Origin of the sequence: Bacillus sp. ISL-57 (assembly GCF_018613135.1) — a bacterium.
In the GTDB taxonomy this organism is placed as follows: Bacteria; Bacillota; Bacilli; order Bacillales; family DSM-1321; genus Peribacillus; species Peribacillus frigoritolerans.
In genome coordinates this window covers 46,272-69,486 of record NZ_JAGGQV010000013.1, presented here as the reverse complement: position 1 = coordinate 69,486, position 23,215 = coordinate 46,272, and the positions used below count along the sequence as shown (strand labels likewise).

The following is a 23,215-nucleotide window of genomic DNA, read 5'->3' as shown; positions in this document are numbered from 1 at the left end:
TTCTACCTTAACGAATACAGACAATCTTTATTATATAATTGCTTTACCCAATAATCAAAAAGAATTTTCATCAAATTCTTCATGACTTGATAGCACTTTCTTTTTTAGAGTGTTAAAGTCTGTTAAACTACTACATGTGAGTTTTTTGTGGGGAATTGAAAAACGTCTATCGAAACGAGGGGTAAGGATGACTAAAGAAAAATGGGGTTTTATAGATTCGGGGTATTGTTCACCGGCTTTTAATATGGCGCTGGACGAAGCCTTGTTAAACTGGCAAAGCAAAGGGGAAATTCCGCCGATCATACGCTTTTACGGCTGGAATCCAGCGACATTGTCGATCGGTTATTTTCAAAAGGCAGAAGCGGAGATTGATCTGGAAGAGGTCAAAAGGCAGGGCCTTGGTTTTGTTCGCAGGCCGACGGGAGGACGAGCGGTGCTGCACGAACATGAATTGACTTATAGCGTAATCGTTCCAGAATCCTATCCGGGAATGCCAACCACCGTTACTGAAGCTTATCGTGTCATTTCTGAAGGAATATTGATGGGGTTCAGGAATCTTGGATTGGATGCTTATTTTGCTGTGCCTCGAAGCGAACAGGAAAAAGCGGCTTTAAAATCGCCCAGGTCTTCCGTCTGCTTTGATGCACCTAGCTGGTATGAACTGGTCGTTGAGGGCAGAAAGGTCGCTGGCAGCGCTCAAACCAGGCAAAAAGGCGTCATCCTTCAGCACGGGTCCATTTTGCTTGAGCTTGATGATGATAAGCTCTTTAGCGTATTCAAATTCTCGAATGACAGGGTTAAAGAGAGAATGCAAAAAAACTTAAAAAACAAAGCTGTGGCCATGAATGACATTGCAGGGAGAAAGATAACCATCCCTGAAGCGAAAGAAGCTTTCGAAAAAGGTTTTGCCGAAGGACTTTCGGTCGATTTAGAGCCATATGTCCTCACCGAAAAGCAATTGCTGGAAGTGAAGGCAATTGCAGAAAGCAAATATGAAAGCGATGAATGGAATTTCATGAGATAGAGGAAGCATAATTAGAGTGGATAATAAAAAGTTTTTTCAGATTTGTTTGACCGAATTACACATCCCTTGCAGGGATAAGCCCTAAAAGGGATGGGGAAAAAGCAAGGTCCAAATTAATTGAAATCTGATGAAAAATTATTATAAATCGACATTTTCCTCCCTTTTGCTAACTATATTAATTGATTTAACGTTTGACAAAATTAAAAGTTATTCAAAACAAACACAATATATAGTAGTTGAAATATTTAATGCGATACTATATGTTGATTTTTGAGTTTCGCTATGATAAATTTAGGGTACTTGTTAAGCGAAACGGACATGTAAGGTTACATAAGGATTTTTGCGGCAGCAAGAACGGATCTTGAAACATATAAAGGAGAGGGAATTATGTCGGTTGTAATAAAAGAAGCTTTAAAGGTTGATCTAGAAAGGTTGAATAAGGATATTTCTTTATTTCCCCAGGTTCACCCTGTAACTGCTGATATGAAAATGGCGCATAAGGGAGTGTCCCGTCTAGTCATGCTTGACCGCTATTCTTTTAAGGATACTGAAAAAATCACACTCTCGGCAGGCGATTTCGTCGTGTTGACGATTAAGGAAGATCCGAAATTCCCGGCAAGGGGTCTCGGTTACATCGTTGAAATTGATTGGGAAACCAAAAAAGCCAAGGTATTGGTGGATGAAGAATTCCGTGGCGTATTGGATAATCCGGAAGAAGTCGAGACGGGGATTGTATACCGTCCCTTGGATATAATTGAAAAGCCGCTTGAAATATACTATGAACAAATTGCAAAACGTAATGCAACGGGATTGGCATCAGTGGAAACCACGGAAGAAAAAAGAACGGAATGGTTCAATAAATTCTATGAAGAATTAAAGAACCTTAATTTCGTCCCGGCAGGCCGAGTATTATACGGTGCAGGTTCCAATACGGATGTTACTTATTTCAACTGCTATGTAATGCCATTCGTACCGGATTCACGTGAAGGTATTTCAGAACATAGGAAACAAGTGATGGAAATCATGAGCCGCGGCGGCGGCGTGGGTACGAACGGATCGACACTGCGTCCAAGAAACACTCTGGCAAAAGGGGTAAATGGAAAATCCTCCGGTTCAGTGTCATGGCTTGACGATATCGCAAAACTGACGCATCTTGTTGAACAGGGCGGCAGCAGACGAGGCGCGCAAATGATCATGCTTGCTGATTGGCATCCCGATATTGCAGAGTTCATCATTTCCAAAATGCAAAATCCAAGGATTTTGCGTTACCTAGTGGAAAACACCAAAGATGAAGCCATCAAGAAATATGCCACGGATAAATTGAAATTCACGCCGCACACGGAACAGGAAACGGCTATGTATCAAGGGATCATCAATTATAAGGAGATTCCTGGTCAAGGCGGGTTCAGCGAGAAAATCATTAGGGATGCAGAGGAAAAGATCCGTACAGGCGGAACGTACAGTGTCCATAATTCGGATTTCCTGACTGGAGCCAATATCTCTATTTGCCTGACTAAGGAATTTATGGAAGCGGCTGAACAAGATGCGGAATATGAATTGCGTTTTCCTGATGTTGAAAGCTATAATGCCGAAGAAATGGCCATTTACAATGAAGAATGGCATAATGTCGGTGATGTTCGCGAATGGGAGAAAATGGGTCACAAAGTCCGTGTTTACCGTAAAATCCGGGCTAAAGAGCTTTGGAACTTAATAAACATTTGTGCAACATATTCTGCTGAACCAGGTATTTTCTTTATCGATAATGCTAATGAAATGACGAATGCCAAAGCATACGGTCAACAGGTCGTAGCCACGAACCCTTGTGGAGAACAGCCATTGGCCCCATATTCAGTATGTAACCTTGCGGCTGTCAATCTGGCTGAAATGGCTGATAAAGAAAGCAAAACGGTTAATTTCGAGAAACTTAAACAGACCGTTGAAATCGGTGTGCGCATGCAGGACAATGTCATTGACGCAACTCCTTATTTCTTGGATGAAAACAAAAAACAGGCACTGGGCGAGCGACGGGTTGGACTAGGTGTAATGGGTCTGCATGACCTGTTGATCTACTGTGAAACGGAATATGGCTCTGAAGAAGGAAATATCCTGGTTGACAAGGTGTTTGAAACGATTGCGACCACAGCTTACAGGGCTTCGGTAGAACTTGCTAAAGAAAAAGGCAGTTTCCCGTTCCTGATCGGATCAACGGACAAAGAAACCAATGAGCTTAGAACACGTTTCACACAAACCGGATTTATGGAAAAAATGCCGGAAGATATCAGAGAAAGTGTTGCTGCACATGGTATTCGTAACTCTCATTTATTGACAGTGGCTCCTACGGGAAGTACAGGAACGATGGTTGGGGTATCAACAGGTCTTGAACCATATTTCTCCTTCACGTATTTCCGCAGCGGCCGTCTTGGTAAATTCATTGAAGTTAAGGCTGACATTGTACAGGAATACTTGGACCGCCATCCAGAAGCCGATACAGAAGAGCTTCCAAAATGGTTCATTTCCGCTATGGAATTAGCTCCAGAAGCACATGCTGATGTTCAATGCATCATTCAACGCTGGATTGACAGCTCGATCAGCAAGACGGTCAATGCTCCAAAAGGATATACTGTCGAACAAGTTGAAAAGGTATATGAACGTCTATACAAAGGCGGAGCAAAAGGCGGAACGGTATATGTGGATGGCAGCCGTGACAGTCAGGTCCTTACGCTCAAAGCTGAAGAAAACCAAATGGACGAGCAGCTTGAAATGGATGAATTGACAGATGTGGAAGAAAAGAAAAAAGTAGTATTGGTCGATACGATAAATGAGCTGCGTTCGACGAATGTTACAATCGGTTCGGAAGTGGGTAACACTTGCCCCGTATGCCGTAAGGGTGAAGTCCAGGAAATGGGCGGATGCAATACGTGCACGAATTGCGGAGCGCAATTGAAATGCGGGCTATAAGCTGATGCAAAGGAAGTCGTTAAGTATGCTGCAAAGCTATCTTAACGGCTTTTTTTAAAAGTCATTCATGCAGGGGAGTGACAGTCTGTTCAATTAAATAACAATAGAGAAGACCGAATCATCGTAAATTCGGTCTTCTTTTCACGTTCAATCAACCATTTTCATTTTGCTGCCCTATTTCCTTTTCGGCTAGATATTGGTTGCCATCTTTCAATACCGAAAATTCATCGACCGAGTCTCCCGGTATATTCCTTGGATTTGGAAATTTATTATCTGTTTGGACGGTGATCGTTTGTTTTCCCATTCCATTTGTCAAGAAGTCTCGTTTATTAGCCATATCGCATCTCCTTCATTTTGAATTTCCAAGTAAAAACAATCATGAGGATAAAAGAATAAAGAAAAACTATCCTTATGAATTAGATTGTGTAGTTCGATTGAAAGTATGAACAAATCGAAAAAAGAATGGAGATCGAAATGAAACCATTTATGCCACAGTTAGTATATATCGAGCCAAGGGCATTGGAATACCCGCTTGGCCGGGAATTGAAGAAGAAATTCGAAGATTTGAACATTGAAATCCGTGAGACCACATCGCATAACCAAATTAGGGACCTTCCTGGAGAAAATGATCTGCAAAAATATCGTGTCGCCAAATCGACACTCGTGGTAGGAATCAGAAAAACATTGAAATTCGATTCTTCAAAGCCATCTGCTGAATATGCCATCCCTCTTGCTACAGGGTGCATGGGGCATTGTCACTATTGTTATTTACAAACGACACTCGGATCAAAGCCATATATTCGGACATATGTGAATCTTGACGAGATTTTCGAAGCGGCCGAAAAATATATAAATGAGAGAAAGCCTGAAATTACCCGTTTTGAGGCAGCCTGTACATCGGATATCGTCGGAATTGATCATTTGACACATTCGTTAAAAAGGGCCATAGAGTATTTTGGGAAAAGTGAATATGGGGTTCTTAGGTTCGTCACTAAATTCCATCATGTCGATCATCTGTTGGATGCCGAACATAATGGAAAAACGAGATTTCGCTTCAGTATAAATTCACGTTATGTGATAAAGAATTTCGAACCCGGGACTTCGAGCTTCGAAGAACGGATGGAAGCGGCACGAAAAGTGGCAGGTGCCGGATATCCCCTGGGTTTTATCGTAGCTCCAATATACCGTCATGAAGCATGGGAGGAGGGCTACCATGAATTATTCGAACGGTTGAGTGAGGCCTTGAAAGGGATGGATATCCCTGACTTGACTTTCGAATTAATCCAGCATCGGTTCACTGGTCCAGCAAAAAAAGTGATTCAAAAAAACTATCCGAAAACAAAATTGGAACTGGACGAAACGAAGCGTAAATATAAATGGGGCCGATATGGAATTGGTAAATATGTTTATCAAAACGAGGAAGCGGCAGAACTGGAAACGACCATTCGTGGGTATATAGCGGAATTCTTCCCGAAAGCGGAAATTCAGTATTTTACCTGAATCAAGACAATTTTCTTTTTTAAACTGTCATAAATCGCTCTAATCCTGCTTAGAAATGTAAAGACCGGATTAGGGGAGGGCAGCTATGATTATTGACGGCGTTTTTTCCGGAGGCGGGATTAAAGGCTATGGTTTAGTGGGAGCCCTGCAGGAATTAGAAGAAAAGGGATTTGTATTCCATCGAACAGCAGGTACGAGTGCAGGATCCATAATTGCAGCATTCGTAGCGGCTGGGTACACGGGAAAAGAAATGGAAAAGTTTTTTCTTGATATAGATTTAAGCGGCCTGCTGGATAAAAGGCGTGGTCTTTTGCCTATCCCATTTGCCAAATGGCTTCTTTTATACTGGAAACTGGGCCTTTATAAAGGCAACGCCTTGGAAGCATGGGTCGCTAGTAAACTTGCCGAAAGGAATGTAGTCACCTTTAAGGATGTTCGGCCGAAATCACTCCGTATCATAACCTCTGACATTTCGAATGGGAAATTGGTCGTACTGCCCGATGATTTGCCTAATTATGGAATTGACCCAAGCGCTTTTCCGGTGGCAAAGGCAGTAAGAATGAGTTGCAGCATTCCTTATTTCTTTGAGCCAGTCAAACTTAATGTCGGAAAAAGCAAGTTCCTTTTTGTTGATGGAGGTGTATTAAGCAATTTTCCAATGTGGTTATTCAATTCAGATCAAGTTAGAAAGGAAAGACCGGTCATTGGCTTGCGGTTAAGCGTCGATGAGATATGGAAACCGCATGAGGTGGATAATGCGGTTGAATTGTTCTCCGCACTATTCAAAACGATGAAAGATGCCCATGATGCACGGTATATTTCCAAGAAACACGTCCATAATATTGTATTCATCCCGATGAAGGGAATTTCTGCAATGGATTTTAATCTGAATGATGAAAAAAAGGGTGAATTGATCAATAACGGCAGGCAGTGTACGAAGGAATTCCTTAAAAAATGGACTTATTGATAATAATAAAAAATCGGGCTCTTAAAAAGATGCCCGATTTTTCTTTTTATTCTTTTTTCCTTCGATGACGGTTAAGTGACTATCCGTTTTCTTTCTCCATTTTATTTTCTTTGATGATTTTGCTGCAGAGAAGCTAGCCACATTATCTTTTTTCGAAGTTCGATTTTTTAGCCTTTTTTTCGATTGGCGGGCAGCCTTTCGGAATGCTTGCTGCTCTTTCTTAACTGGTTTTCCCTTTGTTAATCCGGTATAAATCATATAAATAATCCCTGCGACAATGGCTATTATGAGAATGTTTCTAAAAAAGCCAATCGGGTCATTAAATAGTCGGCTCAATAGTCCGAGGACTCCGAGGGCGATGATTCCGTATATCATGAAAGATATGAAACGTTTCAACAAAGACACCTCCTTAAGAGCATCATAAGCATTTTTAGCTTATTTTAAACATTCCAAATGAGAAATATTTGAAAAAAATGAAGATCTTTCATTTAGTTAGTATATGATTTTTCATCATCAAAATGTGTATAGATGTTTTACACAATTACATCCGATTCTAAACCTTTTTTGGTCTCTTTTTCCATCCTTAACAGTTCTCGGAAGGAAGCCAATGCGACTTCGACTTGATCATCGGTAGGGGCTTTGGTTGTCAATAACTGAAGCCAAAGGCCGGGATAGCCAAGGTAACGCAGGATGGGTGTGTCCCTTACTTTGTTAGTCAACTGCAAGACTTCGAATGCTATGCCTAGCACGACGGGGATAAGCAAAATGCGATTGACGATACGAACCCATAGCGGATCTATTGGTACAAGAAGATAGACAAACATCCCTACAATGACGGTAAATAAAATAAAACTGCTGCCACAGCGATAATGAAGGCGGGAACTTGCCTGCACATTTGCAACCGTCAATTCTTTTCCGCTTTCAAAGCAATTGATCACCTTATGCTCAGCTCCGTGATACTGAAAGACCCGCTTGATCAATGGCGTCAAGGAAACTACATAAATATATACGAGCAGTAAGATCAGCTTGAACAAGCTTTCCACTAATACCTGAGCCGTATGGCCACTGAAAATGGGTTCTGTCAATTTTGCGAGGAAGACAGGAATCAAGGTGAAAAGCAATTTCCCAAATAGGAAGGAGATCACACCGATCACGGCAACACCTAGCCAAAGACTTAATTTAGATGGGTCTTTCGTCTCTTTTTTCGTTTCGACCTCTTTTTCCCCGTCTTCTTCTTCATACTGTTCAGTTGAAAAGTTAAGATGTTTCGAACCGGTGGCACTTGACTGAATCAGTGATACGATACCCCGTAGAAACGGTATTTTTTTTAAGCGGTTTACAACAGGTTTCGATTCACGAGGCAGATGATAATATACAATCGTCGAATCTTTGCGGCGTACCGCAGTGACTGTGTGATGTTTGCCACCGAACATGACGCCTTCCACTACAGCCTGCCCTCCATAAACGGGTTTTTGAACCTCAGACATTTCTACACCAACCTAATAGTTATTCACGTAGCTCTCTCAAGGGTGCTAACATGTGTATTATCAAGCATCACAAGGGTTAAAGGCGGTCCTCCAAAATGGAATGGAAGCTTTACCCCCTGCAAATGCTTTTTGAATGTTGAATCACAGGAAGGTATTATCCTGTGTACATTATAAATTTCAACAGAGGAAGGGGATTTTCCTCTGAAAAAAGCAGATTATTTATGATTTAATCATACAGAATTAATCACAAAACCTCTAGTGATTCTCCTCCCCAATAATAAAAAAAAATAGTTCTATTTAACAAAGGGCATACTACGTAGGGGAGGTGTTTGATATGTCTTCAAATGAAAATGGACAAATTCAACAGGAATATCAAAGCATGTTAATCTTCAATGTACTTGCTGTCGGTTTTGTTGGGGGGGCTTTAGCCAGTTTTATCGGAATCCTAGCCCATTATGTTAACTTTATGGATTTCAGCCCAAAATTCATACTGACTTCGTGGTCAAATATGACCTGGATCGATCATTGGCTCGGTACGGTAATGACCATGGTTTTATTCGGAATTCTATCCGTGGGGATCGCTTTTATATACTATAGTCTTTTTAAAAGGATGAAGAGCATTTTTCCGGGTATTATTTTGGGGGTGGTCTGCTGGGCTTTGCTTGTATTTGTCCTGAAACCGATGTTCATCGATTTGCCGACCTTTTATAAAATGTCAGCAAATACGGTTATAACAAGTGTATGCATTTTTATTATATACGGTCTTTTTGTAGGGTTTTCTATATCATATGATCATCAGGAATATATACGCCATAAAAACAAGGCCGAGAAGCAATCGGAAAGCTGATTGCTCTTGGTTGTAAAAAAGTAGTAAGACAATTTGTAATTATGATAGAATGTTCATGGAAAGCATTCTTTTAACATGAGCAGGTGTTTGATGATGACAAAAATCTTACTAATCAATGGTCCGAATTTAAATCGCTTGGGGAAGCGGGAACCTGCGCATTATGGATCCTCGACGCTTGCGGATGTGGAAGCGCAATTAATGCTGCAAGCACAAGGGTTAAATGTGGAATTAACCTCTTTTCAAACTAACCATGAAGGAGCGATTATCGACAAGCTCCATTGGTCAGAGGATCATGGGATCGACGGGATTATCATTAATCCTGGGGCTTTTACTCATTATAGTTATGCGATTCGTGATGCAATAGCCGGAATTGATGTTCCAGTGGTGGAAGTGCATATTTCGAACATACATGCCCGTGAAAGCTTTCGGCATGAATCAGTGACCGCTGCGGTATCGGCGGGACAGATTGTTGGCTTGGGGATACACGGTTATGAATTGGCGTTGCAGGCGATCACAAAGATTGCAAAGGGGGAAATTAAATGAATAAACTTATGCGCTTAAGAGCCTCGATGGAAAAGGTGGGCATTGATGGTTTTTTGATCACCAGTACATATAACCGCCGATACATGACCAACTTCACGGGAAGTGCAGGCGTTGTCCTCATTTCTCAAAAAGAAGCTAAATTCATCACTGATTTCAGATACGTGGAACAAGCGGGTAAGCAGGCACCGGATTATGAAGTCGTTCAACACAAAGGAACCATCATGGAAGAAGTCGGCAAGCAGGCTAAAGCGATGAATATCGGCAAGCTGGGTTTTGAGCAAGAGCACCTGACTTACGCTACATATAAAGCTTATGAAGCGGCCATTGATGGCCAACTTTTGCCGGTGTCTGGGGTTATTGAGAATTTACGCTTGATAAAGACTTCGTCAGAGATTAAGATATTAAAGGAAGCGGCTGCTATTGCTGATGCTGCGTTTACGCATATTCTGGATTTCCTGCGTCCAGGGATTACGGAACTGGATGTATCCAATGAACTTGAATTCTTTATGAGGAAACAAGGGGCAACTTCTTCTTCCTTCGATATTATAGTGGCATCCGGCATAAGGTCCGCACTTCCGCATGGAGTGGCTACTGATAAAATCATCGAAAAAGGCGATTTTGTCACATTGGATTACGGGGCATATTATAACGGGTATGTGTCTGACATCACTCGGACATTAGCGGTTGGCAAGCCAAGTGAAGAACTTATTAATATTTATGACATTGTTTTAGAAGCTCAACTGAGGGGAATGGCTGGGATCAAACCCGGTATGACTGGCAGGGAAGCGGATGCACTAACTCGAAATCTAATTGAAGAAAAGGGATATGGGCAGTATTTTGGACATTCGACCGGACATGGAATCGGCCTTGAAGTTCATGAAGGTCCAGCATTATCCTTTAGGTCTGATATCATTTTAGAACCAGGTATGGCTGTAACCGTTGAACCGGGCATTTATTTACCGGACGTAGGCGGAGTGCGGATTGAAGATGATACAATCTTTACAATTGACGGTAACGAAGCACTTACTCATTCAACTAAAGAGTTAATCATTCTGTAAACATGTACATGTAGGAGGACAAATTTATGATTTCTGTAAACGATTTTCGCACGGGTGTTACGATTGAAGTAGATAATGGAATTTGGCAGGTTATCGAGTTCCAACACGTTAAACCTGGTAAAGGTGCAGCTTTTGTACGTTCTAAACTCCGTAACCTTCGTACGGGTTCAATCCAGGAGAAAACATTCCGTGCTGGTGAAAAAGTTGCTAAAGCACATATCGAAAACCGCAAGATGCAGTACCTTTATGCAAGTGGAGACAGCCATGTATTCATGGATAACGAAACGTATGACCAAATCGAGCTGCCGGCTTCAAGCATTGAACGTGAACTTAAGTTCCTAAAGGAAAATATGGAAGTACATATCATGACTTTCCAAGCGGAAACTCTTGGTGTCGAACTTCCAAACACAGTGGAACTAGAAGTGGCGGAGACTGAGCCTGGAATTAAAGGCGATACATCTTCAGGCGGTACGAAATCAGCCGTACTTGAGACGGGCCTTTCGGTTCAAGTGCCATTCTTCATCAACCAAGGTGACAAATTATTAATCAATACAAATGAAGGTTCTTACGTATCACGTGCATAAATGAAAGAAGGCCGAGATTAATATCTCGGCCTCAAATTGTAGACAAAAAGGTTTCGGGGTGGTCTCATTCCGAAACCTTTTTGATTTTTTATTGGATGGGACTTCATGATGACTCAGATGATCTGCTTCTTCCATTTATTCTTGCCAAATATGGAGTGTCACCACTTTCTGATGGTCCTTACTTTCTGTACACTGTGATAAAAATGAACGAGTGCACACGATAGCCCTCTTTAATCTCCATGTTACAAGCTGGCACCATTTGTCTAAAGTAAACATTTCAAGCTGATCTCGCTGAATAGAATCATGATTTAAAAAGAATCCTTATCACCTCAAGTTTTTTTTATCCTCCTATTTTTAAACAGACTAACGTCCAAATTGTACAAGCCATAGAAAAACTTAGGCAACGCGTTTCTTCGAATTTGTCTAAAGCCTGAAGGCCGAGGTTAATTTCTCGGTCTTTTTATTGTCTTTTTTTAGATCCAGGAAGTTATAAAAAATCAATAAATGGTCCGTTTCTTTAATAGCCTGTCATGATTGCGGGCTTGTCGGCATATATTTTAGTGAAAGTGGTGTATACAGGAGGATTGTCAAAATGGAAACGATTCTTTCTTTTTTACCGAAAAGTTTATACGAGCAACTCCGCGGTATGACACCGATGGTGATCGATAAGATGGAAGAGCTGCGAATTCGGGTTGGAAGGCCGCTTGAGGTCATTGTAGGGGGGGAACCATACTTTTTTTCCTATGAAGTGACCCATTCGGATGCAGATCAATTATTGAATAATATAGGTCAATTTTCGTTATATACGCTTGAGGAAGAATTAAAGCGAGGATATATAACCATAGCGGGCGGACATCGGGTGGGGCTTGCTGGCAAGGTGATCCTGGAAAATGGTTCGGTCAAGGCGATCAGGGATATTTCCTCATTCAATATTCGGGTTGCACGTGAAAAAATAGGTGCAGCGGAACCTCTCACTTCATATTTATATGAAGGGGAATGGCAGCATACCATGTTGATCGGTGCTCCGCAAACGGGAAAAACGACCATATTACGTGATATTGCAAGAATGATATCCAGTGGTAATGAAAAACTCGGCATTGCCCCTCAAAAGGTGGGGATAGTGGACGAGCGCTCAGAAATTGCCGGATGTGTGCATGGAGTGCCGCAGCTAGAATTCGGAATAAGGGTTGATGTGCTCGATGGATGCCCTAAAGCGGAAGGGATGATGATGATGATCCGTTCGATGTCCCCGGATGTATTGATCGTGGATGAAATAGGCCGCGAAGCGGATACGCAGGCTGTGCTGGAAGCCGTGAATGCAGGTATTAAACTCATGATAACCACGCATGGCCATACACTGGATGAAATCAAGAAGAGACCCATTATCGCTGAAATATTAAAGCAGAACATCTTTGAACGCTTTATTGAATTAAAAAGAAGTAAATCCGGTAGGAGGGGCTACAAAGTCCTTGATGCAGCAGGGGTTCCCATTTACTTGGGAGAAAGTGTGAACCCGCATGTTTAAGTTAATAGGAGCAGCGATAATTATTATAGCGACGACTTGGGCAGGTTTTGAAGCGGCGAATAAATTAAGTATGAGGCCTCGTCAACTGAGACAGCTGAAAGTCGCCATGCAATCGCTTGAAGCTGAAATCATGTTCGGTCATACACCTTTGAAAGAAGCGGCAAGGAAACTTTCTAAACAGATGGCCAAACCTTTGTCCAGCTTTTTCGATACATTTGCAAATCGGCTCGAGTCAGGTGAAACCACCGTCAAAGAAGCATGGGATGATAGTTTGAAGAAAATATGGCAATCCCTTGCTTTAAAACAGGGAGAATTCGAGATTCTTTCACAGTTTGGGGAGACGCTTGGAAAAAGCGATAAATATCATCAGCAAAAGCAAATCATGCTAACGATGGCACATCTGGAACGGGAAGAAACCGATGCACTCGACCGCCAGGGGAAATATGAAAAAATGATGAAAAGTCTTGGTTTTTTATCAGGGCTATTATTGATCATCTTGCTGATGTAGGAATATGTGGGGGGAATGAAAATGGGCATTGACGTGGACATCATATTTAAAATAGCGGGTGTGGGGCTTGTAGTGGCATTTCTTCACACGATACTCGATCAGGTTGGGAAGAAGGAATATGCCCAGTGGGTGACACTTTTCGGATTTATTTATATTTTATTCATGGTTGCTTCTGTAGTAGAGGATTTATTTCAAAAAATTAAATCTGTATTTCTATTTCAGTAAGGGAGGGATTCGCGATTGAAATCATAAAAATCGTGGCCATTGCCCTAGTTGCCACCTTTTTGGCACTGATCGTCAAAGAGCAAAAACCAAATTTAGCATTCCTGCTTGTTGTTTTTGTAGGATGTTCCATTTTTCTTTTTTTAGCTGACAAAATATACGAAATCATTTTGATGTTAGAAAAAATTGCAGTTAATGCCAATGTAAATACCGTGTATCTAGAGACCATTTTAAAAATAATCGGAATTGCCTATATTGCGGAATTCGCTTCCCAAATTACAAAAGATGCGGGGCAAGGTTCGCTCGCTTCCAAAATAGAATTAAGCGGAAAAATCTTGATTCTTGCCATGGCGATTCCGATTTTGACGGTCATTATCGAAACGATTCTACAGATGCTCCCAAGTTAATGGATTACTCCTACTAGTCAATGAGGTGAATGTATGAAGCAGCGGATGCCTTACTTATCCATTCTATTCGTTTTACTCTTTTTTTTGCATGCATCTATTGGACAAGCTGCCGAAAATCCGGAAAATGGTGAAGTTGATCAAGAGCCGATCATGCAGTCCGAACTGGTACAAGCCCAAATAGAAAGGCTGGGCGTCGATGAGCTCAAACAATATTGGGATGACATCGTTACGGAATATGGAGGATTCTTACCGGAAAGCCAGAAAGGGAGCTTCATGGATTTTGTAAGCGGCGATAAGAAATTTTCCTTTGATGAATGGATAAAGGGAATCACAAAATTCATTTTTCATGAACTGCTCGTGAATGGAAAGCTGCTGGGGTCACTCATTTTATTGACCGTTTTCAGCATGTTCCTCCAGTCTTTGCAGAATGCGTTCGAGCAAAGCTCCGTAAGTAAGGTCGCTTATGCAATCGTTTATATGGTGCTGATTATTTTGGCACTTAACAGTTTTCATGTGGCGATTGAATATACAAAAGATACGATAGATTTGATGATTTCCTTTTTAATGGCGCTCATCCCTTTACTCTTGGCATTGATAGCTGCTTCAGGCGGACTTGTATCGGCAGCCTTCTTTCATCCTGTATTGATGTTTTTGATGAATACAAGCGGCATCTTGATTCAGTTCGTTGTTCTTCCGTTATTATTCTTTGGAGCGATTTTAAGCATAGTCAGCACGTTGACCGAACATTACAAAGTGACTCAGCTGGCACAACTTCTCCGTAATTTTGCCATCGGGATCCTTGGAGCATTCATGACCATATTCCTTGGTGTGATCTCCGTTCAGGGAGCATCCTCAGCTGTAGCTGATGGAGTGACGATCAGGACAGCCAAATTCGTAACAGGTAACTTTATACCGGTGATAGGGCGCATGTTTACCGATGCAACGGATACGGTCATTAGTGCCTCCGTCCTTTTGAAAAATACAGTGGGATTGTCAGGCGTCATCATTCTCTTGCTCATTACTACATTTCCCGCCTTAAAGATCCTGATGATTTCTTTTGTCTATAAATTGGCAGCGAGTCTTTTGCAGCCGCTGGGCGGAGGACCTGTAATAAAATGCCTTGACATTATAAGTAAAAGCATGATTTATATTTTCGCTGCATTGGCCATTGTCTCACTCATGTTTTTTTTAAGTATCACGGTAATCATCGCCTCTGGAAACATTACCCTGATGGTTCGTTAGAAAGGAGGAGGACTTGGTGAGTTTTTTAGCTGGCTGGGTATCCAACATCATCATATTTGTACTGTTGGCTACTGTGATCGATATGCTTCTGCCGAATTCAGCTTTACAGAAGTATGCCAAAATGGTTATCGGGCTTTTACTGATTGCAATCATCATCACTCCTATATTGGGATTATTCAATAAGGATTTCGATGATATTCTCACTGCGGCCACTAGTGAATTTGAGGATCAGAAAAAAAAAGATTTAGGAAATTTGACAGAAATGAAGAAAAAAGAAATACAAGCTACCCAGGGTGCATATATTTTAAAACAAATGGCTGTTGACTTACAGGCAGAAGTGGAAGAGGAGCTGATGGCGGATTATAACATGAGGATTAGTTCAATTGATGTAGGGGTCAAGAATGAGGAAGAGCCGGGTGTTGATGATCTGCAGAACATAACAATCTCATTGGAAAAGGCAGAAGGGAAAGAAAACTCGGAGATAGAGGCAGTAGCGAAGGTTGATATCAATACAGATAGCCCATCCACTTCGAATGATGCCAATCTGGATGCTGTCAAAAGGTTTCTGGCAACAAGTTGGTCTGTTGATGAAGAGATCATTGAAATCGCCGGGGAAAGGAAGTGACTGAGTATTGAACAAAGACAAAGGTCCATTATCCTGGCTGCAAAAACTATTAAATAAAGACCCTGACCAAAAAGAGCCTAAGGAAAAAAAACCTTCCCTGTATGTCTATGCTCTAATAGTTGTCCTTTTGGGATCGGGAATCATGATGGCCGGGAATCTGTTAACCACCAACAAGACGGGACAAACATCTGAAGTGACGACTGTATTCAATAATGATAAACAGCAGGAAGAAGATGAGGATGTTGAAACATTCGGCCAGAAGAAATCAGAATTCAAGACTACAAAAGACTATGAAATATATCTACAGAATGAAATGAAGGAAGCGCTGGAATCCATCGCAGGCGTCCAGGATGTGAAAGTCGTAATCTACGTCGATGCATCCGAGAAAAAAGTATATGAAAGAAATAAAGTAACCCAAAAACAAGTAACTGAAGAAACCGACCAGGAAGGCGGCAAAAGGACGGTCGAAGACACATCCGTTGATGAACAGCTAGTTTTGGTCAAGAGCGGTGAAAAAGAAGGACCGATCATTTCGGAAACGAAAAAACCTAGTGTACGTGGAGTCCTGGTAGTCGCTAAAGGGGCCGAAAACATTCAAATAAAGAAGTGGATCATCGAGGCTGTCACACGCTCACTTGATGTACCGAGTCACAGGGTTTCTGTCATGCCTAAAAAATAAGGGGGAAAATCTACATGTTATTAAAAAAACAAACCGTTTGGTTATTGACTATGCTAAGTCTGGTCGTTGTGCTTTCAGTCTATTATTTAACCGCTCCTGAAGAAAATGCCGCCGATATGACGGCAACAGAACAAATGGAAAAAGAAGGAAATAAAGCAGAAAACAAAGCAGAGACAAAAGGGGAAAATAAAAGTGAAAAAGAAACTTCCAAAAATACAGAAGGTTCCTCTGTAACCATTGCATCTGGAGATGAGTTCGAATCGTTAAGGATGCAGATTGAAGATGAACGAGCGAAGCTGAATGAAGAATTGACTGCAAAGATGGGCAACACCGAACTATCAGCTGAAGAAAGAGACGAGGCTTATGCAAAAATCGAACAATTAAGTGAAACGAAAGTGAAAGAAAATATCATCGAAAACTTAATTGTTGCCATGGATTACAATGCCGCACTGGTCCGGGTTGACGGAACGGATGTTAAGGTGAGTGTCAAGGCGGATAAACAAACGAAAACAGAGGCCAATAACATTATCCGCCTCGTAAGGAAAGAAGTGAGCGATGCACAAAATGTAGTGGTCGATTTCCAACCGGAAAAGTAAAAACACATACAGAAAAAAGTGACTGATACAGAACAGTTCATCAACATAAAAATTTGAAAGCCCCCTTAATAAAAAAATGGGAGGCTTTTTATTATGATTTTATTAACTATCTCACAAACCTGAAAACTTTAGAGGAAAAGTTTTTTTATGTCGATTGGAATCAGGAACTCAAATAGAAATGGTGATGATGATCATCCGTAATATTCTAGAAAAGTAATTACAATGGATATTATGGCTGGTTTTCCAGGAATGAAATGCAGAATTCATGAGAAACCGTTAAGGTGCCCCAGTTGATAAATATTCACAATATTATAATAAAGGTGTAAGATAGAAGTATGGATATTAAGTAACAATTAATCTATCATTGAATTTGTATAAGCTAATATTGTATGATGTTAGAAGCTGGTCATAAACTTTTCAATTTTCTTAGGGAAACAATATTTTGAGAAAGTGAAATATCTGTTATAATACAGATGAGGTTTATATTCAGTTTATTCGCATTCGCGTAAAGAAAGCGGCTACTTTGTGCAGTATTGGACAAAGTAGGATAAGCTAAGGGTAGGGTTACATAAAATATTATTGCCTCACAAACTCATATTAAATTAGACAAGGGGTGCCACAAAATGAAAGTGCAAGAAATTCGTGAAATTATTAAGTTAGTCGATCAATCAAATATCGGTGAATTCGTTTTCGAAAATGAAGGAACGAAAATTAAATTGAAAAAAACCGAAATGGGTACAGTATTACACCAAGCAGCAGTTGCTCCAGATGTTGTTCAAGCCAATGCAGCTGTAGAGGTCAAGCCCGCAGCGGCCCCTGCCCCTGAAGTACCGAAAGCTGTTGAAACTGCAAAACCGGCTGCTGCCGTCACTGAACAGGAAAATTTACATAAAATCACTTCCCCGATGGTAGGGACATTCTACCAATCTCCTGCACCGGATTCACCTGCATACGTAAAAGCAGGCGATAAAGTAACGGGGGATTCCATCGTCTGCATCGTGGAAGCCATGAAACTTTTCAATGAAATCGAAGCTGAAGTAAGCGGTGAAATCGTGGAAGTCCTTGTAAAAGAAGGTCAGCTTGTAGAATATGGTCAACCATTATTTTTAGTAAAGCCGGAATGAGGAGCTGTTTCTAAATGATTAAAAAGGTATTAATTGCCAATCGTGGGGAAATTGCAGTCCGAATCATCCGGGCATGCAAGGAATTAGGGATCGAGACTGTTGCTGTCTATTCAGAAGCAGATAAAGAAGCATTACATGTTCAAATTGCTGATGAAGCATATTGCATCGGTCCTAAATTATCAAAAGACAGTTATTTGAATACAACCAACATTATCAGCACAGCCAAGAAAACGGGATCTGATGCAATTCATCCGGGATATGGTTTCCTAGCTGAAAATGCCGACTTTGCTGAGCTATGCCGTGAATGCAATATCATTTTCATTGGTCCTAGCCCCGAAGCGATCAATAAAATGGGTACAAAGGACGTAGCAAGGGAAACCATGCGCAAAGCTGGTGTACCGATCGTGCCAGGTTCTAAAGGCATAATCAAAGATACGGATGAGGGTGTAGCACTAGCTAATGAAATGGGCTATCCAGTCATCATCAAAGCTACTGCAGGCGGAGGCGGTAAAGGTATCCGCGTCGCAAGGACGGAAGAAGATCTCATTAAGGGCATTAACATCACGCAACAGGAAGCCGCGACGGCATTCGGGAATCCTGGCGTGTATATTGAAAAGTTCATCGAGGACTTCCGTCACGTTGAAATACAGGTCATGGCCGATAATCATGGCAACGCCATCCATTTAGGTGAGCGTGATTGTACGGTCCAACGACGTTTGCAAAAACTTGTTGAAGAAACCCCGTCACCGGCGTTGGATGGTGAAATACGTGCGGAAATGGGGCAGGCCGCTGTGACGGCTGCACTTGCCGTAAACTATTCAGGTGCCGGAACAGTAGAATTTATTTATGACTATGTGAATAGAAAATACTACTTTATGGAAATGAATACACGTATCCAGGTTGAACACCCAGTTACAGAAATGGTAACGGGCGTGGATTTGATTAAAGAACAAATCAAAGTTGCTTCAGGCAACAAACTATCGCTCTCGCAAGAGGATGTCACTTATAACGGATGGTCTATCGAATGCCGGATCAATGCCGAAAATCCAGAAAAGAATTTCATGCCTTCCGCAGGTAAGATTCAAATGTATTTACCTCCAGGCGGCTACGGAGTTCGTGTGGATTCTGCGGCATACCCTGGGTACTCGATACCGCCGTATTACGATTCCATGATCGCTAAATTGATTGTCCATGCACCGACTAGAGAAGAGGCGATCGAGAAGATGAAACGCGCCTTGGGTGAGTTTGTCATTGAAGGGATCAGTACCACAATTCCTTTCCATATTAAGTTACTTCAGCATGAACAATTTGTTTCCGGAGAATTTAATACCAAATTCCTTGAAATATATGATGTAATGAACTCATAATGTAAAGGAAGACAGGAGGTGCTTTTGAATGAGTGAAATGGAAGGCCAATTACTCGAAATGAATGATTATAATAGTGGGCTGGGCAAAGTGGAGATTGCGCCTGAGGTGATAGAGGTGATTGCGGGTATCGCTGCATCGGAAGTTGAAGGTGTTGCACATATGCGCGGGAATTTCGCTACGGGTGTAGTTGAAAAGCTTGGTAAAAAGAACCACGGTAAAGGTGTTAAAGTGGACTTAACGGGAGAATCCATCAAAGTCGAACTTTATTGTGTCATGAAGTTTGGTGTTTCAATTCCGAAAGTTGCTCAGGAAGTGCAAGATAACATTCGTGAAGCTTTGTTGAATATGACCGCTATCGACGCTGGCGAAGTGAACATTCATGTAGTGGGCATTGCGTTTGAAAACGCTAAACAAGAAGCGGATTACGAACAAGAAGTGTAAGTGGGCTTCATTCGATTCACACCTGCAAAAACCCGGCAAAAAGCCGGGTTTTTGTTTTTTGAATGTAAACTCAAAGATACCCGTTTTTGGAGCCTGCTTATAATATTAATTTGAAATGAACATAATAAGGCGGTGTCTGGAAATTTCCCTTTAATTCAAGGGTGATTTCTGTTAGAGTGTAAAAGGTGAAATATGAGCATGAAAGCTAGGCAAGAGCTTTTTGACACTTTCGAAAAGTATGGGACTCTGTTGGCCGTTTAATTGGAAAGTAATCTTGAAATGTAATCTTGAATCAAGATATTGAATCTTTTGGCCTTTAATTTAGTGGGATTTAGCTTATTTTTATAAAAAATATAGCGAGAATCTTAATATTTTTGAAAAAATGTTATTTAATGTTCGTTTGTTCTAGCATTTTCATATATAATAGTAGATGTAAAAGGAGTAAGATTATGAAAAGAAGAGAAGCCCGTGAAAAATCCCTTCAAGCACTATATCAGATAGATATTACCAATTCGAATGCAGAAGAAGCAATGGAAAGCGTACTGGATGGTGCTCCCACTGATAATTATTTCAAGAAATTAGTAATGGGGATAACGGAAAATCGTGAACAAATTGATGGAATGATCAGGGACAATTTAGAGAATTGGACGTTGGAAAGACTGGCGAACATTGATCGGAATTTACTGCGGATCGCGGTTTATGAAATGGTTCACAGTGAAGATGTTCCTGTAAGTGTTGCAATGAATGAAGCTATTGAAATTGCTAAGAAATTCGGTGATGATCAATCAAGCAGCTTTGTAAATGCCGTTTTATCCAAAGTGAAGGTGAAAAGCGGCAGCTAAAGCTGCAGCCTTGAACAAGGATTTTCTCAGCAATTTCTTTAGCAAAATTAACTTGGGAGGAATAAACACATGTCAGCTCAAATCATTAATGGTAAAGAAATTGCAGAGTCAGTTAGGCAGGAAATCAGTAAGGAAGTTCAACAGTTACGTGAAAAAAATATCGTTCCGGGTTTAGCTGTAATCCTGGTGGGTGACAATCAAGCATCTCAAACTTATGTGCGCAATAAGCAAAAGGCCTGTGAGGACTTGGGTATGCATTCCGTACTAATTAAAAAGCCTGCGGAACTCTCTCAGGAGGAATTAATTCAGAGCATTGCTGAATTAAACCAGGATGACAGCATTCATGGTATATTGGTGCAGCTGCCCTTGCCTGGACATATTCAGGAAAAGGCGATCATTGAAGCGATTTCCCCTGAAAAGGATGTAGATGGATTCCACCCGATTAATATTGGGCGGATGATGACTGGACAAGATGCATTTTTACCTTGTACTCCATACGGCGTAATGGTGATGCTTGAGTATATCGACTATGACCTTGAAGGTAAGCATGTTGTCATCGTAGGGAGAAGTAATATCGTCGGAAAACCAGCCGGACAATTGTTTTTAAACGCAAATGCAACCGTTACATACTGTCATTCACGGACAAAGGATCTTGCGTATTATACCAAGCAAGCCGATGTCGTTGTGGCAGCGGTCGGAAAGAGGGACACGATCACGAGTGACCACATTAAAGAAGGCGCAATCGTCATTGACGTCGGAATGAACAGGAATGATGAAGGGAAGCTTTGCGGTGATGTGGCGTTTGATGACGTGAAAAATAAGGCTTCATACATTACACCTGTTCCTAAAGGCGTTGGTCCCATGACGATTACGATGCTTATGAAGAATACGGTCAAATCTGCTCAAAAAGCACTTGAATCAAACAAGCAAGCATTAAAAAGCTGAAAAAAACGTTAAATTATTTTAAAGAAGCGGACCTCTTGTTTTATAATAACGGGAGACCGCTTTTTTTCCATTCATGGATTTATGATAATCTATAGGTGAGTTTTCTTTATATCCGATTTCCATCGGAAGGAGACATGATATGAGCAACCAACAATATTTGAGTGTGTCGGCTTTAACGAAGTACATAAAAAGGAAGTTCGATGCCGACCCCCATTTGCAAAATGTATACATAAAAGGTGAAATTTCAAATTTTAAACAACATACAAGCGGACATATGTATTTTACTTTAAAGGATGAGAAGGCACGACTTCTCTCCGTCATGTTTGCCGCCAATAATAAAGGGATGAAATTCCTGCCTGAAAATGGCATGAAGGTACTTGTTAAGGGTGATATATCATTATACGAAGCTGGAGGACAGTATCAGCTTTATGTGAAAAGCATGGCCCCTGATGGTGTGGGGGATTTATATCTTGCTTATGAACAACTGAAGAAAAAGCTGGAGGGGGCAGGCTTGTTTTTGGCCGAACACAAAAAGCCGATCCCGCAGTACCCTAAGTCTGTAGGGGTCATAACTTCCCCGACCGGCGCTGCATTAAGAGATATCCTGACAACCATCAAGCGGAGATATCCAATCGCCAGGATCATCGTTTATCCAGCACTTGTACAAGGGAATAATGCCGCTAAATCGATTGCCAAGGCAATTTCCATGGCGAACGCAAGGGCGGAAAGCGATGTTCTCATTGTCGGAAGGGGCGGCGGGTCGATCGAGGAACTATGGGCCTTTAATGAGGAGATAGTGGCTGAATCTATATATGATTCCGATATACCTGTAATTTCTGCTGTCGGTCACGAAACCGACTTTACGATTGCTGATTTTGTCGCCGATATGCGTGCTCCTACACCGACTGGTGCAGCAGAGTTAGCGGTTCCTCACTTGAATGAAATACTCGAACGCCTGATGAACCGCAAGAATCGATTGACCCGCTCCATTCAAGAAGCAGTGAATTTTGAACGAACCCGTTTGACCAGGATGGAGAGGTCTTATGCCTTCCGTTACCCACATAAAATGTACGAACAGAAGCTTGAACAACTAGACAAGACGATGGACAGGCTAGGGAGGACCAGCACGCGATATTTCATGAAAAAGAGGGATGAGCTGAATCAGCTGAACGATATTTTGAAAAAGCAGCATCCTGAACAAGCGGTGAAAAATGCGAAAGATGAACTGCAGCAGCATGCAAAGGTTTTACGGAGGGCCATGGAAGCCATCTATCGGCATAAATCTCAGCAGTTCGTCCATATTACAGCCACTTTATCTGCTCTCAGTCCACTAAAAATCATGGAACGGGGCTATGGATTGGTGTTTGCTGAGGATGAGACATTAGTAAAAAGTACACAGCAAGTATCAAAAGGGGATAAGATAGCGGTTTCGATAAAAGATGGAACTCTTGAATGTGAAATTAAAGAAATTAAGGAGCGGATTGAATCATGACAAAAAAACAGGAAGCTACATTTGAAGAAGCGATGGAGAATCTCGAAAAAATTGTAGTGCAGTTGGAAGAAGGCGATGTGCCCTTGGAAGAAGCCATTTCGATATATAAACAAGGAATGGATTTATCGAGGCTTTGCCATTCAAAGCTTAAGGCTGTTGAAGATCAGTTGACTCAAATTTTACGCGAAGATGGGGAACTTGAAAACTTTGCTGTACAGGAGGAAGAATGAC

At 41.3% G+C, this 23,215-nt stretch carries 26 protein-coding genes; 23 read left to right on the top strand and 3 right to left on the bottom strand.

Annotation, left to right across the window (positions count from 1 at the left end; translation table 11 throughout):
- Positions 1 to 187: 187 nt before the first annotated feature.
- Both J7I90_RS18650 and J7I90_RS18645 read left to right on the top strand, forming a co-directional pair.
- Positions 188 to 1,024, top strand: a complete 837-nt coding sequence (locus J7I90_RS18650; protein ID WP_214773262.1) for a lipoate--protein ligase family protein — start codon at positions 188 to 190, stop codon at positions 1,022 to 1,024.
- A 387-nt stretch (positions 1,025 to 1,411) separates the two neighbouring features.
- Positions 1,412 to 3,982, top strand: coding sequence for a vitamin B12-dependent ribonucleotide reductase (locus tag J7I90_RS18645; RefSeq protein WP_214773261.1), 2,571 nt, complete (start codon positions 1,412 to 1,414; stop codon positions 3,980 to 3,982).
- 151 nt (positions 3,983 to 4,133) lie between these two features.
- Here J7I90_RS18645 and J7I90_RS18640 read toward each other — a convergent pair whose 3' ends face one another.
- Entirely contained in the window at positions 4,134 to 4,319 is a 186-nt protein-coding gene (locus tag J7I90_RS18640) for a hypothetical protein (protein WP_048688331.1), read from the bottom strand.
- A gap of 137 nt (positions 4,320 to 4,456) precedes the next feature.
- Here J7I90_RS18640 and splB point away from each other — a divergent pair, with 137 nt between their 5' ends.
- Complete coding sequence (splB, locus tag J7I90_RS18635; RefSeq protein WP_214773260.1) at positions 4,457 to 5,482, top strand: spore photoproduct lyase; 1,026 nt, start codon at positions 4,457 to 4,459, stop codon at positions 5,480 to 5,482.
- A gap of 85 nt (positions 5,483 to 5,567) precedes the next feature.
- Positions 5,568 to 6,449, top strand: coding sequence for a patatin-like phospholipase family protein (locus J7I90_RS18630; protein WP_214773258.1), 882 nt, complete (start codon positions 5,568 to 5,570; stop codon positions 6,447 to 6,449).
- 21 nt (positions 6,450 to 6,470) lie between these two features.
- Here J7I90_RS18630 and J7I90_RS18625 read toward each other — a convergent pair whose 3' ends face one another.
- Positions 6,471 to 6,845: an SA1362 family protein gene (locus tag J7I90_RS18625; RefSeq protein WP_048677789.1), complete on the bottom strand. Its 375-nt coding sequence runs from the start codon at positions 6,843 to 6,845 to the stop codon at positions 6,471 to 6,473.
- A gap of 137 nt (positions 6,846 to 6,982) precedes the next feature.
- Positions 6,983 to 7,936: a DUF1385 domain-containing protein gene (locus J7I90_RS18620; protein WP_214773257.1), complete on the bottom strand. Its 954-nt coding sequence runs from the start codon at positions 7,934 to 7,936 to the stop codon at positions 6,983 to 6,985.
- Between the two features lie 334 nt (positions 7,937 to 8,270).
- Between J7I90_RS18620 and J7I90_RS18615 the strand changes: the two genes are divergently transcribed.
- The 19 genes from J7I90_RS18615 to J7I90_RS18525 all read left to right on the top strand — a co-directional run bounded on the left by J7I90_RS18615 (position 8,271) and on the right by J7I90_RS18525 (position 23,214).
- Positions 8,271 to 8,783, top strand: a complete 513-nt coding sequence (locus J7I90_RS18615; protein ID WP_214773255.1) for a YqhR family membrane protein — start codon at positions 8,271 to 8,273, stop codon at positions 8,781 to 8,783.
- Positions 8,784 to 8,876: 93 nt separating this feature from the next.
- Positions 8,877 to 9,326 (top strand): type II 3-dehydroquinate dehydratase, encoded by a 450-nt coding sequence (gene aroQ / locus J7I90_RS18610; RefSeq protein WP_048677783.1) that lies wholly within the window; start codon positions 8,877 to 8,879, stop codon positions 9,324 to 9,326.
- Positions 9,323 to 10,384, top strand: coding sequence for a M24 family metallopeptidase (locus J7I90_RS18605; RefSeq protein WP_214773253.1), 1,062 nt, complete (start codon positions 9,323 to 9,325; stop codon positions 10,382 to 10,384). Before aroQ ends, J7I90_RS18605 begins: the two co-directional genes overlap by 4 nt.
- Before the next feature lie 26 nt (positions 10,385 to 10,410).
- Entirely contained in the window at positions 10,411 to 10,968 is a 558-nt protein-coding gene (gene efp / locus J7I90_RS18600) for an elongation factor P (protein WP_034308328.1), read from the top strand.
- A 592-nt stretch (positions 10,969 to 11,560) separates the two neighbouring features.
- Positions 11,561 to 12,493 carry a stage III sporulation protein AA gene (spoIIIAA, locus tag J7I90_RS18595; RefSeq protein ID WP_214773251.1) on the top strand — a complete coding sequence of 311 codons (933 nt, stop codon included), beginning with the start codon at positions 11,561 to 11,563 and terminating at the stop codon, positions 12,491 to 12,493.
- Complete coding sequence (gene spoIIIAB, locus J7I90_RS18590; RefSeq protein ID WP_214773250.1) at positions 12,486 to 13,001, top strand: stage III sporulation protein SpoIIIAB; 516 nt, start codon at positions 12,486 to 12,488, stop codon at positions 12,999 to 13,001. Before spoIIIAA ends, spoIIIAB begins: the two co-directional genes overlap by 8 nt.
- Positions 13,002 to 13,022: 21 nt before the next feature.
- Positions 13,023 to 13,226: a stage III sporulation protein AC gene (gene spoIIIAC / locus J7I90_RS18585; RefSeq protein ID WP_034308319.1), complete on the top strand. Its 204-nt coding sequence runs from the start codon at positions 13,023 to 13,025 to the stop codon at positions 13,224 to 13,226.
- A gap of 23 nt (positions 13,227 to 13,249) precedes the next feature.
- Complete coding sequence (gene spoIIIAD / locus J7I90_RS18580; protein WP_223255841.1) at positions 13,250 to 13,630, top strand: stage III sporulation protein AD; 381 nt, start codon at positions 13,250 to 13,252, stop codon at positions 13,628 to 13,630.
- Positions 13,631 to 13,663: 33 nt separating this feature from the next.
- Positions 13,664 to 14,872, top strand: coding sequence for a stage III sporulation protein AE (gene spoIIIAE / locus J7I90_RS18575; protein ID WP_214773248.1), 1,209 nt, complete (start codon positions 13,664 to 13,666; stop codon positions 14,870 to 14,872).
- 16 nt (positions 14,873 to 14,888) lie between these two features.
- Complete coding sequence (gene spoIIIAF, locus J7I90_RS18570; protein ID WP_034308312.1) at positions 14,889 to 15,497, top strand: stage III sporulation protein AF; 609 nt, start codon at positions 14,889 to 14,891, stop codon at positions 15,495 to 15,497.
- Between the two features lie 7 nt (positions 15,498 to 15,504).
- Entirely contained in the window at positions 15,505 to 16,176 is a 672-nt protein-coding gene (gene spoIIIAG / locus J7I90_RS18565) for a stage III sporulation protein AG (protein ID WP_053535677.1), read from the top strand.
- A gap of 14 nt (positions 16,177 to 16,190) precedes the next feature.
- Positions 16,191 to 16,772, top strand: coding sequence for a SpoIIIAH-like family protein (locus J7I90_RS18560; RefSeq protein WP_214773246.1), 582 nt, complete (start codon positions 16,191 to 16,193; stop codon positions 16,770 to 16,772).
- A gap of 623 nt (positions 16,773 to 17,395) precedes the next feature.
- On the top strand, positions 17,396 to 17,896 hold the full coding sequence (accB, locus tag J7I90_RS18555) for an acetyl-CoA carboxylase biotin carboxyl carrier protein (protein WP_214773245.1): 501 nt from the start codon (positions 17,396 to 17,398) through the stop codon (positions 17,894 to 17,896).
- 14 nt (positions 17,897 to 17,910) lie between these two features.
- Entirely contained in the window at positions 17,911 to 19,263 is a 1,353-nt protein-coding gene (gene accC, locus J7I90_RS18550; RefSeq protein ID WP_034308301.1) for an acetyl-CoA carboxylase biotin carboxylase subunit, read from the top strand.
- A gap of 37 nt (positions 19,264 to 19,300) precedes the next feature.
- Entirely contained in the window at positions 19,301 to 19,705 is a 405-nt protein-coding gene (locus tag J7I90_RS18545) for an Asp23/Gls24 family envelope stress response protein (protein WP_222620245.1), read from the top strand.
- Between the two features lie 449 nt (positions 19,706 to 20,154).
- The gene (gene nusB, locus J7I90_RS18540; RefSeq protein ID WP_214773243.1) at positions 20,155 to 20,547 is read left to right on the top strand and encodes a transcription antitermination factor NusB; all 393 of its coding nucleotides are present in this window, start codon (positions 20,155 to 20,157) and stop codon (positions 20,545 to 20,547) included.
- A 69-nt stretch (positions 20,548 to 20,616) separates the two neighbouring features.
- The gene (gene folD / locus J7I90_RS18535) at positions 20,617 to 21,492 is read left to right on the top strand and encodes a bifunctional methylenetetrahydrofolate dehydrogenase/methenyltetrahydrofolate cyclohydrolase FolD (RefSeq protein ID WP_214773242.1); all 876 of its coding nucleotides are present in this window, start codon (positions 20,617 to 20,619) and stop codon (positions 21,490 to 21,492) included.
- Between the two features lie 139 nt (positions 21,493 to 21,631).
- A complete protein-coding gene (xseA, locus tag J7I90_RS18530; RefSeq protein ID WP_057278793.1) occupies positions 21,632 to 22,984 on the top strand; it encodes an exodeoxyribonuclease VII large subunit in 1,353 nt (450 codons plus the stop codon).
- Positions 22,981 to 23,214 (top strand): exodeoxyribonuclease VII small subunit, encoded by a 234-nt coding sequence (locus J7I90_RS18525; RefSeq protein ID WP_214773240.1) that lies wholly within the window; start codon positions 22,981 to 22,983, stop codon positions 23,212 to 23,214. The genes xseA and J7I90_RS18525 overlap by 4 nt, the downstream gene beginning before the upstream one ends.
- Position 23,215 lies beyond the last annotated feature (1 nt).

Coding starts and splice junctions, on each gene's coding strand:
- efp (WP_034308328.1), top strand. CDS start 10,411: ATGATTTCTGTAAACGATTTTCGCACGGGTGTTACGATTGAAGTAGAT.
- spoIIIAC (WP_034308319.1), top strand. CDS start 13,023: ATGGGCATTGACGTGGACATCATATTTAAAATAGCGGGTGTGGGGCTT.
- J7I90_RS18645 (WP_214773261.1), top strand. CDS start 1,412: ATGTCGGTTGTAATAAAAGAAGCTTTAAAGGTTGATCTAGAAAGGTTG.
- J7I90_RS18630 (WP_214773258.1), top strand. CDS start 5,568: ATGATTATTGACGGCGTTTTTTCCGGAGGCGGGATTAAAGGCTATGGT.
- aroQ (WP_048677783.1), top strand. CDS start 8,877: ATGACAAAAATCTTACTAATCAATGGTCCGAATTTAAATCGCTTGGGG.
- J7I90_RS18615 (WP_214773255.1), top strand. CDS start 8,271: ATGTCTTCAAATGAAAATGGACAAATTCAACAGGAATATCAAAGCATG.
- splB (WP_214773260.1), top strand. CDS start 4,457: ATGAAACCATTTATGCCACAGTTAGTATATATCGAGCCAAGGGCATTG.
- J7I90_RS18650 (WP_214773262.1), top strand. CDS start 188: ATGACTAAAGAAAAATGGGGTTTTATAGATTCGGGGTATTGTTCACCG.
- J7I90_RS18620 (WP_214773257.1), bottom strand. CDS start 7,936: ATGTCTGAGGTTCAAAAACCCGTTTATGGAGGGCAGGCTGTAGTGGAA.
- xseA (WP_057278793.1), top strand. CDS start 21,632: ATGAGCAACCAACAATATTTGAGTGTGTCGGCTTTAACGAAGTACATA.
- accC (WP_034308301.1), top strand. CDS start 17,911: ATGATTAAAAAGGTATTAATTGCCAATCGTGGGGAAATTGCAGTCCGA.
- J7I90_RS18525 (WP_214773240.1), top strand. CDS start 22,981: ATGACAAAAAAACAGGAAGCTACATTTGAAGAAGCGATGGAGAATCTC.
- spoIIIAE (WP_214773248.1), top strand. CDS start 13,664: ATGAAGCAGCGGATGCCTTACTTATCCATTCTATTCGTTTTACTCTTT.
- J7I90_RS18640 (WP_048688331.1), bottom strand. CDS start 4,319: ATGGCTAATAAACGAGACTTCTTGACAAATGGAATGGGAAAACAAACG.
- nusB (WP_214773243.1), top strand. CDS start 20,155: ATGAAAAGAAGAGAAGCCCGTGAAAAATCCCTTCAAGCACTATATCAG.
- J7I90_RS18560 (WP_214773246.1), top strand. CDS start 16,191: ATGTTATTAAAAAAACAAACCGTTTGGTTATTGACTATGCTAAGTCTG.
- J7I90_RS18545 (WP_222620245.1), top strand. CDS start 19,301: ATGGAAGGCCAATTACTCGAAATGAATGATTATAATAGTGGGCTGGGC.
- spoIIIAA (WP_214773251.1), top strand. CDS start 11,561: ATGGAAACGATTCTTTCTTTTTTACCGAAAAGTTTATACGAGCAACTC.
- accB (WP_214773245.1), top strand. CDS start 17,396: ATGAAAGTGCAAGAAATTCGTGAAATTATTAAGTTAGTCGATCAATCA.
- spoIIIAB (WP_214773250.1), top strand. CDS start 12,486: ATGTTTAAGTTAATAGGAGCAGCGATAATTATTATAGCGACGACTTGG.
- folD (WP_214773242.1), top strand. CDS start 20,617: ATGTCAGCTCAAATCATTAATGGTAAAGAAATTGCAGAGTCAGTTAGG.
- J7I90_RS18605 (WP_214773253.1), top strand. CDS start 9,323: ATGAATAAACTTATGCGCTTAAGAGCCTCGATGGAAAAGGTGGGCATT.